The 13566-nt window shown below is 73.1% G+C and carries 12 protein-coding genes and 1 pseudogene; 5 read left to right on the top strand and 8 right to left on the bottom strand.

Features of this window, described 5'->3' with window-relative positions; all coding sequences use genetic code 11:
* Position 1: 1 nt before the first annotated feature.
* The 3 genes from QF034_RS05750 to QF034_RS05740 form a co-directional block, all read right to left on the bottom strand.
* Complete coding sequence (locus QF034_RS05750) at positions 2-1576, bottom strand: alkaline phosphatase D family protein (RefSeq protein ID WP_307173910.1); 1575 nt, start codon at positions 1574-1576, stop codon at positions 2-4.
* Positions 1577-1717: 141 nt separating this feature from the next.
* Positions 1718-3148, bottom strand: coding sequence for a MocR-like pyridoxine biosynthesis transcription factor PdxR (pdxR, locus tag QF034_RS05745; protein WP_307173909.1), 1431 nt, complete (start codon positions 3146-3148; stop codon positions 1718-1720).
* A gap of 57 nt (positions 3149-3205) precedes the next feature.
* Positions 3206-4036, bottom strand: coding sequence for an alpha/beta fold hydrolase (locus tag QF034_RS05740; RefSeq protein ID WP_307173908.1), 831 nt, complete (start codon positions 4034-4036; stop codon positions 3206-3208).
* A gap of 163 nt (positions 4037-4199) precedes the next feature.
* Here QF034_RS05740 and QF034_RS05735 point away from each other — a divergent pair, with 163 nt between their 5' ends.
* Entirely contained in the window at positions 4200-5084 is an 885-nt protein-coding gene (locus tag QF034_RS05735; RefSeq protein WP_307173907.1) for an RNA polymerase sigma-70 factor, read from the top strand.
* 169 nt (positions 5085-5253) lie between these two features.
* Positions 5254-6016 (top strand): annotated as a pseudogene (locus QF034_RS05730) (GntR family transcriptional regulator).
* A gap of 114 nt (positions 6017-6130) precedes the next feature.
* Here QF034_RS05730 and QF034_RS05725 read toward each other — a convergent pair.
* The 3 genes from QF034_RS05725 to QF034_RS05715 form a co-directional block, all read right to left on the bottom strand.
* Positions 6131-7288 carry an ROK family transcriptional regulator gene (locus QF034_RS05725; protein WP_307173906.1) on the bottom strand — a complete coding sequence of 386 codons (1158 nt, stop codon included), beginning with the start codon at positions 7286-7288 and terminating at the stop codon, positions 6131-6133.
* 88 nt (positions 7289-7376) lie between these two features.
* Complete coding sequence (locus tag QF034_RS05720; RefSeq protein WP_307173905.1) at positions 7377-8039, bottom strand: response regulator transcription factor; 663 nt, start codon at positions 8037-8039, stop codon at positions 7377-7379.
* Positions 8040-8053: 14 nt separating this feature from the next.
* Positions 8054-9223, bottom strand: coding sequence for a sensor histidine kinase (locus QF034_RS05715; protein ID WP_307173904.1), 1170 nt, complete (start codon positions 9221-9223; stop codon positions 8054-8056).
* A gap of 108 nt (positions 9224-9331) precedes the next feature.
* On the opposite strand from QF034_RS05715, the gene QF034_RS05710 reads away from it, so the two are divergent.
* The 3 genes from QF034_RS05710 to QF034_RS05700 all read left to right on the top strand — a co-directional run bounded on the left by QF034_RS05710 (position 9332) and on the right by QF034_RS05700 (position 11481).
* Positions 9332-10255, top strand: a complete 924-nt coding sequence (locus QF034_RS05710; protein ID WP_307173903.1) for an ABC transporter ATP-binding protein — start codon at positions 9332-9334, stop codon at positions 10253-10255.
* A 2-nt stretch (positions 10256-10257) separates the two neighbouring features.
* Entirely contained in the window at positions 10258-10983 is a 726-nt protein-coding gene (locus QF034_RS05705; RefSeq protein WP_307173902.1) for an ABC transporter permease, read from the top strand.
* A gap of 66 nt (positions 10984-11049) precedes the next feature.
* Positions 11050-11481 carry a hypothetical protein gene (locus QF034_RS05700; RefSeq protein WP_307173901.1) on the top strand — a complete coding sequence of 144 codons (432 nt, stop codon included), beginning with the start codon at positions 11050-11052 and terminating at the stop codon, positions 11479-11481.
* Positions 11482-11485: 4 nt separating this feature from the next.
* Here the strand turns inward: QF034_RS05700 and mug are convergent, their stop codons facing one another.
* Both mug and purB read right to left on the bottom strand, forming a co-directional pair.
* Positions 11486-12031, bottom strand: coding sequence for a G/U mismatch-specific DNA glycosylase (gene mug, locus QF034_RS05695; protein WP_307173900.1), 546 nt, complete (start codon positions 12029-12031; stop codon positions 11486-11488).
* Between the two features lie 13 nt (positions 12032-12044).
* Positions 12045-13487: an adenylosuccinate lyase gene (gene purB, locus QF034_RS05690; RefSeq protein WP_307173899.1), complete on the bottom strand. Its 1443-nt coding sequence runs from the start codon at positions 13485-13487 to the stop codon at positions 12045-12047.
* Between the last annotated feature and the right edge of the window lie 79 nt (positions 13488-13566).

Genomic DNA, 13566 nt, shown 5'->3' with positions numbered 1-13566 from the left:
CTCACTGGCCCACCAGACCCGGCTGGAGCACCTTCGTGAACAGCACGGTGCCGTCCTGCTCGCGAAGACGTACCGTCAGCTCGCCGCTGCCGCCGTCGATGTCGACCTCGCCGAAGAACTGGTAGCCGCCGGCGGGGGAGACGTTGGCGGTCGTCGGCGCCTTCAGGAACACCCGGTCGGGACCGAAGGTGCCGTCGAGCGTGTTCGCGGGGAACGCACCGGCGTTGAGCGGCCCCGAAACGAACTCCCAGAACGGCTCGAAGTCGGTGAACGCGGCCCGCGACGGCTGGTAGTGCTGCGCCGAGGTGTAGTGCACGTCGGCCGTGAGCCACACCGTTCCGGTGATCCGGCGGTGCTTGACGAAACGCAGCAGCTCCGCGATCTGGAGCTCACGGCCCAGCGGGGCACCGGGGTCGCCCTGGGCGACGGCCTCGATGTTCGGCTTGCCGTCGCCGGTGTCCGGGACGACCAGGCCGATCGGCATGTCGGAGGCGATCACCTTCCACACCGCGTGGGAGCGGGACAGCTCGCGCTTGAGCCACTCCAGTTGCTCGCGGCCGAGGATGCCCTGCGGGTCGGTGGGCTGGTCGTCCGGCGAGTTGGCGTTGCGGTAGGTACGCATGTCCAGCACGAAGACGTCCAGCAGCGGGCCGTGGTGCTGCACGCGGTAGACGCGGCCGTCGGGGCGGCGCAGGGTGGAGATCGGGAAGTACTCCGAGAAGGCGCGCCGGGCGCGGGCGGCGAGCACGTCGACGTTCTTCTCGGTGTACCGGGTGTCGCCGAGGATCTCGCCCGGGTACCAGTTGTTGGTGACCTCGTGGTCGTCCCACTGGACGATGGACGGGACCCGGGCGTTGAAGGCACGAAGATTCTCGTCCAGCAGGTTGTACCGGAAGTTGCCGCGGAACTCCGCCAGGGTCTCGGCGACCTTCGCCTTCTCCTCGGTGGTGATGTTCCGCCAGGTGCGCCCGTCGGGCAGGGCCACGGTCTCGGTGAGCGGGCCGTCGGCGTAGATGTTGTCACCGCTGCACAGGAAGAAGTCCGGGTCCAGGGCGGCCATCGCCTCGTAGATCCGGTAGCCGCCGAGCTCCGGGTTGATGCCCCAGCCCTGACCGGCCAGGTCGCCGGACCAGACGAACCGTACGCCGTCACGGCGCTTGTCGGACGCCGTGCGGAAGGTGCCGGTGACCGGCTCGCCGGTGCGGCGCGGGTCGTCCGGGTCGGCGAGCAGCACCCGGTAGTGGATCTGCTCGCCGGACGGCAGGCCGTGCAGCCGGGTCGTGCCGGTGAAGTCGGTACCCGGGCCCAGCAGCGGGCCGTGCCATCTGCGCGGGTTGCGGAACGACTCGGTCGCCGACGTCTCGACGATCATCCGGGCGGGCCGGTCGGACCGCACCCACACCAGCCCGGAGTCGCGGGTCACGTCTCCCGCCTGCACACCCCACCCCGCTGTGGGACGCCCCGACCGCGCGAAGGCCGGCGCGGCGCCGAGGGCGGTGGGCAGGGTGAGGGCCGCCGACGCGGCGAGGGAGCCCCGCAGGACGCTGCGGCGCGCGGGGAACGGACGGTGTGACATGGATGCGCCTCCAGGGACGGGATCCGGCCAGTGTGCACAGCCACACCTACTGCCACGCCGCGGCGCACACACGAACCCCAAGTGAACAACTGACCGCGGGAGGAGGGGAACCGGCGGGAACCCGTGAGCTGCGCCGGGGAATCACGCCGTGGCCGCCTCCGCCATCAGGCGTATGCCCTCGTGGATCCGGGCGGGCGGGACGTGCGCGTAGCCCAGGACGAGCCGTATCCGCTTCGGCTCGTCGGTGCCTTCCCGCGCCGCACTCGGGTGTGCGTAGGCCGACAGGGGGCGTACCGCCACCCCGGCCGCCGTGACGCGGGTCAGGAAGCGGCCCTCGGGGCCGTAGCGCTCCGGCAGCGTGGCGATCACGTGCAGGCCCGCGGCGATGCCCGAGACCCGGGAGCCGGGGAAGTGCTCGTCGAGGGCGGCGGTCAGGGCGTCACGGCGCTCGCGGTAGGCACGCTGGCAGCGGCGCAACTGGCGGTCGTAGTCGCCGCGTTCCAGGAACCGGGCGAAGAGCGCCTGGTCCAGGGCCGGATGGCCGAGGTCCATGGTGCGCTTGCGTTCGACGATCTCCTCCGCCCAGGACTCGGGCACCATCAGCCAGCCCAGCCGCAGCCCCGGCGCGAGGGACTTGCTGACCGAGCCCGTGTAGGCGACGCGGTCCGGGTCGAGGCCCTGGAGCGCGCCGACGGGAGCGCGGTCGTAGCGGAAGTCGCCGTCGTAGTCGTCCTCCAGGACGATGCCGTCCACGGACCGCGCCCAGTCCAGCAGTTCGGCGCGACGGCGGGCCGAGTAGGCGATGCCGGTGGGGAACTGGTGGGCCGGCGTCGTCACCACGGCCCGTACGCCCGACGCCCGCAGCGGCTCCAGGGCGATTCCCTCGCCGTCCACGGGCAGCGGCACGGCGGTCACCCCCGCCGAGGCGTACAGCGCGTCGTGCTGGGGACTGCCCGGGTCCTCCACACCCACCGTGCGCACCCCGCGCGCGTGCAGCGCGAAACCCAGCAGCGTCGTCGCCTGGGCCACCCCGGAGACCACCACGATCCGCTCCGGGTCGGCCACCACACCCCGCCGCCGGGCGAGCAGTCCGGCCAGCGCGGTACGCAGCCGGGGCAGCCCGCGCGGATCGGGATACCCCAGCTCCTGGTGCGGCAGTTCCGCCAGCACAGCGCGCTGGGCGGCGGCCCACGCCGAGCGCGGGAACAGCGACAGGTCCGGCGTCCCGGGCACGAAGTCCGCCCGGGCACCGGGGGAGCGCGGAGCGAGGTCGTGCGCCCGCGTCCGGGCGGCCCGTACGGCCGAGCCCACCCACGTCCCGGCGCCCCGGCCGCTGCGCAGATAGCCCTCCGCCGTCAGCTGCTCGTACGCCTCCGTGACCAGCCCGCGCGACACCCCCAGGTCCGCCGCGAGATCCCGGCTCGACGGCAGCCGGGTGCCCGGCGCGAGCCGGCCCGAGCGGACCGCCTCGCGCAGCGCCGCCTGCAGGGAACGGCCACGCGTGCGTGCCGGCGCGGAAGCGGCCGGGAGCAGCAGCTCCCAGGCGGGCGACACGGGCTCGTCACGGTCCATGCGGTCAGTCTGCCGGATCCGCGGCCGGGCTTTCCGCCGGGCGGGGTGCCCCGCTGTTCAGCGGCTGCCGTCGAGGACGACCCGGGCGACCAGGGCCGGGTCGTCGTTCATCGGGACATGGCCGCAGCCGGGCAGCCGTACCAGCCGGGCGCGGGGGATGACGCTCTTGGCGCGCACGCCCTGACGGGGGATCAGCAGCCGGTCCCGGCTGCCCCACGCCACAGTGACCGGCGTGCCGACGATGTCGTCGGTGAACTGCACGGTCCGGCCGGAGCGGAGGGTCTCGGAGAACCCCTGCGCCCGGGCCAGCGCGAGCGTCTCGGCGACCACGGCCTCGGGCGAACGACGGCCCGGGCGGGCATAGATGGTGCTCGTCAGCAGGGTGCGGCCGATCGCCGGGCGGGCCAGCCGTTCGACGACCGGCAGCGGCATCCGCTGGGCAATCTGCCGCATCGTCATCAGCACCGTGAAGGCGTAACGGCGCTCGACATCGTTCCAGAAGCCCGCGGGGGACAGGGCGGTGACGGAGCGGACGAGCTGCGCCCGGGCCAGCTCCAGGGCCAGCAGGCCGCCCAGCGAGTTGCCCGCCACGTGCGGCCGTTCGATCTCCAGCGCCCCGAACAGCGCGGCGAGGACGGTGTTCATGGTCGGCAGGTCGTGCGCCATGCCGTCCGGGAGCGCCGGTGACTCGCCGCACCCGGGCAGGTCCACGGCGATCACGTCCCGCTCGGCGGCCAGCGCGGGGAGTATCGGGTCCCACACCTGCCGGTGGTGGCCGATGCCGTGCAGCAGGAGCAACGGTTCGCCGCTGCCCCGGCGCGTGTAGGACAGGGTCACGCTCTGCTCGCCGTGGGCGGAGGCGACGTTGAAGGAGACGGTGGCGGACATGCGGTGCTCCTCGGCTGTACTCGCTGACGGACGCCGTAGACAGCTTGTCAGCAATTGCTACCGGCGGGTAGCCCCGAGGTGTCGCCACTTTCGCGGCCACGGTCGGCCGGGACCGGGCGAATTCGCCTGGACAGGGCCGGGTCGGTGGGTTGGGATGGAGCCCGTGACCACCGAGACCGCGACCGACGTCTTCGAAGCACACCGCCCCGTCCTGCTGGGCGTCGCCTATCGCATGCTGGGCCGCGTCGCCGACGCGGAGGACGTGGTCCAGGAGGCCTGGCTGCGCTGGTCGGCCGGCGACCGCGGCGACGTGCGCGAGCCGCGCGGCTATCTCGTACGGATCACCACCCGCCTCGCCATCGACCGGCTGCGCCAGATCAAGGCCCGCGGGGAGACCTACGTCGGCCCGTGGCTGCCCGAGCCGTACGTCACCGACTTCGGCGACACCGTGCCGGACACCGCCGAGCGGGCCGTGCTCGCGGACTCCGTCTCGCTCGCCGTCCTCGTCGTGCTGGAGTCGCTGTCGCCGCTGGAGCGGGCGGTGTTCGTGCTGCGCGAGGCCTTCGGCTTCCCGTACGCCGACATCGCCGCCATGCTCGACCGCGGCGAAGCGGCGGTGCGCCAGCTGGCCGGGCGGGCGCGCAAACACGTCGAGGAGCGGCGGCCGCGCTACGAGGTCGACCCGGTCCAGCGGCGCGACCTCACCGAACGGTTCCTCGCCGCCGCGGCGGACGGCGACCTCGAAGGGCTGATGGAGCTGCTCGCCCCGGACGTCCGGCTCGTCGGCGACAGCGGCGGCAAGTCGCGGGCGCCGCTGCGGGTTCTCCGGACGGCGGACAAGGTGGGCCGCTTCCTCGTCGGCGCCGCGCAGAAGGGCGTCCCCGACTTCTCCCTGCGCTTCCTGGAGCTCAACGGCGGCCCGGCCGTGCTGGTCCTGTCCGGCGGCAAGCCCGACTCCGTCTTCCAGCTCGACGTCGCCGACGGCCGCGTCCAAGCGGTCTACATCGTCCGCAACCCCGACAAGCTGCGCTCGCTGGCCGCCCTCTAGACACCGCTGTCGGCCCCCGCTGCGGCCTCGCATGAACGTCCCGTGAACGTTCCCGGCCATTGGTCTTGACCAAGGATCAGGGCCGCCCTATGGTCGCAGAGAAGTGAAACAACCTTTAAAAAACAAGGGCGCGAAAACGCTGCCGACCACGGCGATTGCGGAGGACAGGGTGGGGACCACGCAGCTGGAATCGGTGCCGGAACCGAAGTACTGGCATCTCAAGACCGTGCTCAGTGAAGCGCTCGACTCGGAGTTCTCCGTGGGGGAGATCCTGCCCAACGAGCGCGACCTCGCGGCCCGCTTCGGCGTCGCGCCGCGCCACGCTCCGACAGGCCCTGGAGCAGCTCGAACTGGAGGGCAGGCTGCAGCGCCGCCGCGGTGTCGGTACGACCGTCGCGCCGCCCCGCATGGGTGTCTCCCTCGGCACCGGCCCGCACACCTGGCCGGGCGGCCCCGAGGACGCCTGGCAGCCCGTGGACTGCACGGCGGCGGTACCGCCCGCGGCGGTCGCCGAGGTGCTGGAGACCGGCCTGGAGGAGTCCGTGCACATCGTGCGGCGCTCCCGGGTCTCGCAGGGCCGGCCGGTGGCCGCCGAGCTGTTGTACGTCCCGCAGTCCTCGGCGCCCGAGCTCCCCGGCATCGACGCGCCGTCCGGAGCGGCACGTGCGCGTGCGGTGCTGCGCGAGTTGCAGCGGCTGGAGCTGGACCGGCAGGAGAACGCGGTGGAGCTCGGCTCCGCCGGGGCCGACGACGCGAAGGAACTGGACCGGTTGCCCGGGGCGCCCGTGCTGGTGGTGACGACGCGGTTCGTGGCGGCGGGGCGTGTGGCGGCGTTGTCCGTCGCGACGTATCGCGCTGACACGTGTCGGTTGACCTTCGGGGATGCGGGGGGTGTGGAGATCCACGCCGGGCCGCAGCGGCAGGCGTCTTGAGCCTGGCGCCGTAGGGGTGCGGTGCGCAGGGGACTGCCGGTTCGTCGTGGCTGGTCGTGCCCACGCGGCGGAGCCGCATATCGGCACAGCCCCGCGGCCCTTGGGGCGTTGACCTCAGCGGCGTGGTGTGGTCGTGCCCTCCACGCTGAACAACTGCTCCTCGACGTGATCCAGGGCGAGACGCAGGGCGCCCGTGGCGACTGCCGCGTCGCCGAGGCGGGAGAGGGCCACCTCGGGGGGACGCAGGCAGTAGCGGGCCAGTTCGTGGCGGAGGGGGGCCAGGACGCCGTCCAGGCCCGCAGCCCAGCCGCCGATGACGACCAGTTCCGGGTCGAGGGCGAGGACCAGCGCCGCCACGTCGTGGACCAGGCGCTGGAGGAAGCGGTCGACGGCCGCGCGGGCTCGCTGGTCGCCCTGGCGGGCCTGTGCGAAGACCTCGGCGACGGCCTGTTCGTCGAGGGGATGGAGGGGTTGGTCCGTGGTGGACAGGAGCGTCTCGGGCGTCACCTCCCGGCCGAGGAGATGCAGCGCGCCGATCTCGCCGGCCGCCCCGCCGTAGCCCCGGTGCAGCCGTCCCCCGATCAGTGAACCGGCGCCCGGGCTGAGCCCCGCCAGCACGAACACCACGTCGTCCGACTCGGTGGCCGCGCCCTTCCAGTGCTCGGCGACGGCCGCCGCGTTGGCGTCGTTCTCGACCAGGACCGGGCACTTGAACGACCGGCTCAGCCGCTCGCCCAGCCGCAGCCCCGTCCACCCGGGCAGCGCGGTGCCCAGCCGTACCGTGCCGTCCGCCTCGACGATCCCGGGCGTCGCCACGCCCACGGCCCGCAGCGAGCCGCGTGCCACACCGGCCCGGCGCAGCAGCTCGGCGACGGTCCCCCGCAGCCGCTCCAGCCGCTCGTCGGCGCCCGCCGTCTCGGGCACGTCCTTGGCCTGGGAGCCGATCACCCGGCCGTCCAGGTCGGCCAGCAGCGCGGCCACCCGGTGCGCGCCGATCTCCAGCCCCAGCAGATGCCCCGCCTCCGCCCGGAACCGGAACCGCCGCGCGGGCCGTCCCTGCCGCCGGGCGGCACCCTCCTCGGCCGCCTTCTCGACGACGAGACCGGCCTCGATGAGCCCTTCCACGACACCTTCGACGGTCGGCCGCGACAGCCCCGTCACCCGGGTGATCTCGGTCAGCGTCGCGCAGTCCGTGGCACGCAGCGCGTGCAGCACCACCGCGGAGTTGATCCTGCGCAGCAGCGAGGGATCCCCGCCGGTCAGCCGCCCCACCGTCCGTCCTCCCAGCTCGTGCGCGTGTTGGCCGGATCGTACTCGGCGCGGCGGACCCCGGCGAGGGGCAGACACCGGCCCCCGCCGATCAGCCCGGCGCCACGAACCCGGACTCGTACGCCGCGATCACCGCCTGCGTGCGGTCCCGCGCCCCCAGCTTCGCCAGTACGGCGCTCACGTGCGACTTCACCGTCTCGGTGCCCACCACCAGCCGGGCGGCGATCTCCGCGTTCGACAGGCCCCGCGCCATCAGCCGCAGCACCTCGCCCTCCCGCTCGGTCAGCTGGGCCCGCTCCATCGCCGCCCGCGCGGCCCGGTTCCCGCCGCCCTCGCCGTACTCGGCGGCCAGCTGCCGTACCGAGGCCGGGAACAGCAGCGACTCGCCCTCGGCGATCAGCCGCACCGCGTGCACGATCTCGGCCGGCCGGGCCCGCTTCAGCAGGAACCCATCGGCGCCCGCCCGCAGCGCCTCGTAGACGTACTCGTCGTTCTCGAACGTCGTCACCACGAGGATCCGCGGCGGCGCGTCGACCGTCCGCAGCAGTGCCCGGGTGGCCTCGATACCGTCCAGCAGCGGCATCCGTACGTCCATGGCGACCACGTCGGGCCGCAGCTGCCGCACGAGCGGGATCACCGCCGCCCCGTCCGCGGCCTCCCCGACCACCTCGATGTCGGGCTGTGCCTCCAGCACGGCCCGCAGCCCGGCGCGCACAAGGGGTTCGTCGTCGACGAGGAGAACGGTGACCGGCATCGGACCAGCGTAGATCAACTCAACGGCAGCTCGGCATGAACCTGCCAGTCACCCTGGTCGGGGCCGGTCCGGGCCTGCCCGCCGAGCAGGGCGGCACGCTCGCGTATGCCGCGCAGGCCGCTGCCCCGCCCGGGGCCGGGTACCGGCTCCGACAGCGGGTTGCGTATCGCGAGGACGAGGGTGTCGTCGGTGACGTCCACGCGGACCCGCACGGGTACGGCTCCGGCGTGCCGCAGCACGTTGGTCAGCGCCTCCTGGAGGATCCGGTAGCCCTCCCGGGACACCGGCCCGGGCACGGTGTCCACGGGACCGGTCACCTCGGCGTCGATCTTCGCCCCCGAGGTGCGCGCCGACTCCAGCAGGCGGTCGGCGTCCGCGAGGGTCGGCCGGCTGCTCACGGGTTTCTCCGACTCGCGCAGGACACCGAGCACCCGCTCCAGATCCTCCAGAGCGGCCCGGCCGGTCTCCTCGATGGCGACCAGCGCCCGGTCCGTGAACTCCGGGTCACCGGCTGCCCGCGCGGCTCCCGCCTGCACCACGGCGACCGTGAGCGCGTGCCCGATGGAGTCGTGCAACTCGCGGGCGATACGCGTGCGTTCCAGGAGCTGGTCGGTGCGCTCCTCCAGCGCCGCGAGACGCTCCGCGGGCGACGGGCCGAGCAGGCGCAGGGCGATGCGGGTGATGAGGTGCCCCGAACCGACGACGACCGCGGCCCCCAGGATCAGGGGCAGGGGCGCGAACAGGGCGTGCCACGCGTGCCGGCCTTCGACGGCAAGCCAGGCGCCGCCGGCACGCTCGTCACTGACCGCCGTCGACACCAGGTCCACCGCGAGTAAGAGGAGCTGGACGCAGAGATGCGACACCAGGACGCCGAGGAACAGCCGCGCCCCCAGCCACACCACCACCCGGCCGCGGTCGCTCCAGGTGGCTGCGGGGGTAACCATGATCTCCGGGGTCTCGCCGCCGTCCCTGGGGCCGGTCAGCAGCAGCCGGGCCTGGAACCCCTCCACGACCCGCATGGCGGGGACAAGGCCCGCCAGCCCGAGCAGCACGGTCGCCGTGCCCACGGTCCACCACGCCTCGTCGATGAACAGCCACAGGGACGGCCACACGATGGCCATGGACAGATGCAGCCACCGCGTGTACGTCACCGCCCGCGTCAACGGGCGCAGCATGCGGACCATGGCGCCATCGTGCCAGCCGCCGCTGACAACGAGCCTCCCTCCTACGGGGGAGACGATCTCCACCGCCGGGGGAGGACTGCACCACCGGCGAAAAGCCACGCTGCTGTCATGACCAGCATCGAAGTCCAGGACCTCACCAAGGAGTACGGCGGCAAACGAGCCGTGGACGGCCTCACCTTCCGCGTCCTGCCCGGTCGCGTCACCGGCTTCCTCGGCCCCAACGGCGCCGGGAAGTCCACCACGATGCGGCTGGTGCTCGGCCTCGACCGGCCGACCGCCGGTTCCGCCACGATCGATGGCCGCGCCTACTCCACCCTGCGCGAACCCCTGCGCCACGTCGGCGCCCTGCTCGACGCGCAGGCCGCGCACGGCTCCCGCACCGCCCGCGACCACCTCCGCGTCCTGGCGACGAGCAACCGCATCCCGGACCGCCGGGTGGACGAGGTGCTGGAAGAGACGGGCCTGGCCCCGGTGGCCCGGCGCCGCGTGCGGACGTACTCCCTGGGCATGCGCCAGCGCCTCGGCATCGCCGCCGCGCTGCTGGGCGACCCCGAGGTGGTCATGCTGGACGAGCCGTCCAACGGTCTCGACCCCGAGGGCATCGTGTGGATCCGGCAGTTGCTGCGCCGGCTCGCGGGGGAGGGCCGCACGGTCCTGGTCTCCAGTCACCTGATGAACGAGACCGCGTCCTTCGCGGACCACCTCGTCGTGCTGGGCCGGGGCCGGCTGCTCGCCGACACCCCGATGCGGGACTTCATCCACGCGCGCGTGCAGCCCAGCGTCCGCATCCGCACATCCGACCCCGCCGCCCTCCGCAGCGCCCTCGCCCGGCACGGCCATGACGCCGTGGAACACGTGGACGGTCACTGGACCGTGCACCACGCACGCGTGGACGACATCGGCCACATCGCCTCCGAAGCGGGTGTGCCCGTCCTCGAACTCGCGGCGGAGGAGGGCACCTTGGAGCAGGCGTACTTCGACCTCACCTCGACCGAGACCGAGTTCACCGCACAGCAGCCGCAGGAGGCCTGACCATGGAACTCACCCCCGTCCTCCGCTCCGAGTGGCTGAAGATCCGTACGCTCCGCTCGCTGCCGGGAGCGCTCCTGGCCCTGTTCGCCGCGACCACGGCGTTCTCCGCGATCGCCGGTGTCTCCGAGACGTCGGACCCCGGATTCGACCCACTGTTCACGGCCCTGTCCGGCGTGGTGCCGGGGCAGATCGCGGCCGTCTCCTTCGGGGCCATGGCCGTGTCCTCGGAGTTCCAGTCGGGCGCCCTCCGGCTCTCGCTGGCCGCGGTGCCGCGGCGCGGCCGGTGGTTCGCGGCCAAGGCGGCCGTCATCGCCGTACCGGCTCTGCTCGTGGGACTGGTGACCGCCCTCGCCGCCCTCCTCGTGGCACGGGCGGGGCTCGGCCCGACGGCCGACGGGCTCGGCACCGGCGAACAGGTGCGCGGTGTCGTGGGCTGCGGTGTCTACCTCATGCTGATGGCCCTGTTCGCCGCGGGGCTGGCCGCCCTGCTGCGCAGCGGCGTGGCCACGCTGTCCCTGCTGATCCCGTTCATCCTCGTGGTGTCGTTCGTGATCGGCGACGCGACGGGCACGGTCGCCGACTTCCTGCCCGACAAGGCGGGACAGCTGGTCCTGAGGGAGACCTACGACGGCACCCTCGGGCCGTGGTCGGGGCTCGCGGTGACCGCGCTGTGGGCGGCGGCCGCGCTGCTCGCGGGAGCGTGGAGCCTGCGGCGCCGGGACGCCTGACCGCAGAACGGCGGGAACAGGGTTGACGCCCCGCCAAGTGTCAGTGGGGCCGGGTTTACTGGACCCATGAACATCGCACAGCACATCGCCCTCATCGACGAGCTGTGCTACCGCCCCTTTCCGGCGGAGCACGGCCCGTCGGACGTCGGCGTCTCCGGACCCGGTCGGCACACCGCGGTGTTAGAGGCCGCGCCCGACGACGACCCGGCGCTCCGGGCGGTGACGATCGACCAGTACGAGAAGGACCGGGACGCCGTCTACGAACTGCTCGCCTCACGCTGGGGCGACACGCCCCCCTACAACCTGCAGACCGTCCTGCTGCGCACCGAGCGGGAGGAGATACCCCGGCCGTGGGCCGAGTTGAGCGCGTGCGCGAGCGTCGCGTACGTGTGGGAGGTGGAGGGCACCGGCCGCTGGGTCGCGGTGGCGGTCACCGACCGCGACACCTCGCGCGGGGTCCGGCTGCTGGCCCTGGTCACGGAGACGGACCCGCCGTAAGGGATCAGCTCTCGGCGGCTTCCCGCAGCCGAGCGAACTCCTCGGCCATCGTCTCGGCCGTCCAGTGCGCGTTCAGCCCGCTCGGATTGGGCAGCACCCACACACGCGTGTCCCCGATCAACCGGGACTGCGGCCCGACCCCGGCCTTCCGGTCGTCGAACGCGGCGCGGTACGCGGTCACTCCGACCACGGCCAGCCAGCGCGGCCGCAGCCGCCCCACCTTCAGCGCCAGCAGCCGCCCGCCCTCCCGGTACTCCTCGGCGCTCAGCTCGTCGGCCCGAGCGGTCGGCCGCGCCACGACATTGGTGATGCCGAGCCCGTACGAGAGCAACTCCTGCTGCTCGGCGGGCTTCAGCAGCCGCGGCGTGAACCCCGAGCGGTACAGCACCGGCCAGAAGCGGTTGCCCGGACGGGCGAAGTGATGACCCGTCGCGGCCGTCATCAGACCGGGGTTGATGCCGCAGAACAGCACCCGCAGACCGTCCGCGACCACGTCCGGCACGACACGGTCGCGGGCGGCCTCCAGCTCCTCGGGCGTGAAACGGGGCATGGGGGCCGGCGCGTCAGAGGATCGCGCCGGGCGTGTAGCCCGCGGCCTGGGGGTGCTGCTTCACGATCTCCTCGACCCGGGCGACCACGGCGGCGACCTGGTCGCCCGCGGCACCCGTGAAGGACAGCTTGTCGGCCATCAGCGCGTCCAGCGCGGCGCGGTCGAGCGGAATGCGCGCGTCGGCGGCCAGCTTGTCGAGCAGTTCGTTGCGCCCGGCGCCCTCCTCGCGCATCGCGAGCGCGGAGGCGACCGCGTTCTCCTTGATCGCCTCGTGCGCGAGCTCCCGGCCCACGCCCGCGCGCACGGCGCCCATCAGCACCTTGGTGGTCGCGAGGAACGGCAGGTAGCGGTCCAGCTCACGCGCCACGACCGCCGGGAACGCGCCGAACTCGTCGAGCACGGTCAGGAACGTCTCCAGTAGACCGTCCAGCGCGAAGAACGCGTCCGGCAGCGCGACCCGGCGCACCACCGAGCAGGACACGTCGCCCTCGTTCCACTGGTCGCCCGCCAGCTCGCCGGTCATCGAGGCGTAGCCGCGCAGGATCACCATCAGGCCGTTGACGCGCTCGCAGGAGCGGGTGTTCATCTTGTGCGGCATCGCCGAGGAGCCGACCTGCCCCGGCTTGAAACCCTCGGTGACCAGCTCGTGCCCGGCCATCAGACGGATCGTCTTCGCCAGCGACGAGGGCGCCGCCGCCAGCTGCACCAGCGCCGTGACGACCTCGTAGTCCAGCGAGCGCGGGTAGACCTGGCCGACCGAGGTGAACGCCTGCGAGAAGCCCAGGTGCGTGGCGATCCGCTGCTCCAGCTCCGCGAGCTTCGCGGCGTCCCCGCCCAGCAGGTCCAGCATGTCCTGCGCGGTGCCGACCGGGCCCTTGATGCCGCGCAGCGGGTAGCGGCCCAGCAGTTCCTCGGTCCGCCCGTAGGCGACGAGCAGTTCGTCGGTGGCGGTCGCGAAGCGCTTGCCGAGGGTGGTGGCCTGCGCGGCCACGTTGTGCGAGCGGCCGGCCATGACCAGCTCGCCGTATTCGCCGGCCAGCTTGCCCAGGCGGGCCAGGACGGCCACCGTACGGTCTCGCATCAGTTCCAGCGAGAGGCGGATCTGGAGCTGCTCGACGTTCTCGGTGAGGTCGCGGGAGGTCATGCCCTTGTGCACGTGCTCGTGCCCGGCGAGGGCGTTGAACTCCTCGATCCGCGCCTTCACGTCGTGCCGCGTGACCTTCTCGCGCTCGGCGATGGAGGCCAGGTCGACGGTGTCGAGTACACGCTCGTAGTCGGCGAGCGCCGCGTCCGGCACCTCGATCCCGAGGTCCTTCTGGGCCCGCAGCACGGCGAGCCAGAGCTGCCGCTCCAGCTTCACCTTCTGCTCGGGCGACCAGAGCGTGGCGAGCTCGGCGGAGGCGTAGCGTCCGGCGAGGACGTTCGGGATGCGGGGCTTGGCGGGAGCGGAAGTCACGTGGACGGATTCTACTGGCGATTCATGCAGGCCAGCGTCGCGGGTGCCTTCGTGGGAACCTACAAGGGCGTTTCGGCGC

It is taken from the genome of Streptomyces africanus, assembly GCF_030816955.1.
Taxonomy (GTDB): Bacteria; Actinomycetota; Actinomycetes; order Streptomycetales; family Streptomycetaceae; genus Streptomyces; species Streptomyces africanus.
Note: the sequence above shows the minus strand (reverse complement) of the source record. Positions and strands in the feature narration are given on the sequence as shown.

Excerpts from the sequence above, each read along its gene's own strand:
- QF034_RS05710 (WP_307173903.1), top strand. The coding sequence starts at position 9,332 with ATGACCAGCATCGAAGTCCAGGACCTCACCAAGGAGTACGGCGGCAAA.
- QF034_RS05700 (WP_307173901.1), top strand. The coding sequence starts at position 11,050 with ATGAACATCGCACAGCACATCGCCCTCATCGACGAGCTGTGCTACCGC.
- QF034_RS05715 (WP_307173904.1), bottom strand. The coding sequence starts at position 9,223 with ATGGTCCGCATGCTGCGCCCGTTGACGCGGGCGGTGACGTACACGCGG.
- pdxR (WP_307173909.1), bottom strand. The coding sequence starts at position 3,148 with ATGGACCGTGACGAGCCCGTGTCGCCCGCCTGGGAGCTGCTGCTCCCG.
- mug (WP_307173900.1), bottom strand. The coding sequence starts at position 12,031 with ATGCCCCGTTTCACGCCCGAGGAGCTGGAGGCCGCCCGCGACCGTGTC.
- QF034_RS05740 (WP_307173908.1), bottom strand. The coding sequence starts at position 4,036 with ATGTCCGCCACCGTCTCCTTCAACGTCGCCTCCGCCCACGGCGAGCAG.
- QF034_RS05720 (WP_307173905.1), bottom strand. The coding sequence starts at position 8,039 with ATGCCGGTCACCGTTCTCCTCGTCGACGACGAACCCCTTGTGCGCGCC.
- QF034_RS05705 (WP_307173902.1), top strand. The coding sequence starts at position 10,258 with ATGGAACTCACCCCCGTCCTCCGCTCCGAGTGGCTGAAGATCCGTACG.
- QF034_RS05750 (WP_307173910.1), bottom strand. The coding sequence starts at position 1,576 with ATGTCACACCGTCCGTTCCCCGCGCGCCGCAGCGTCCTGCGGGGCTCC.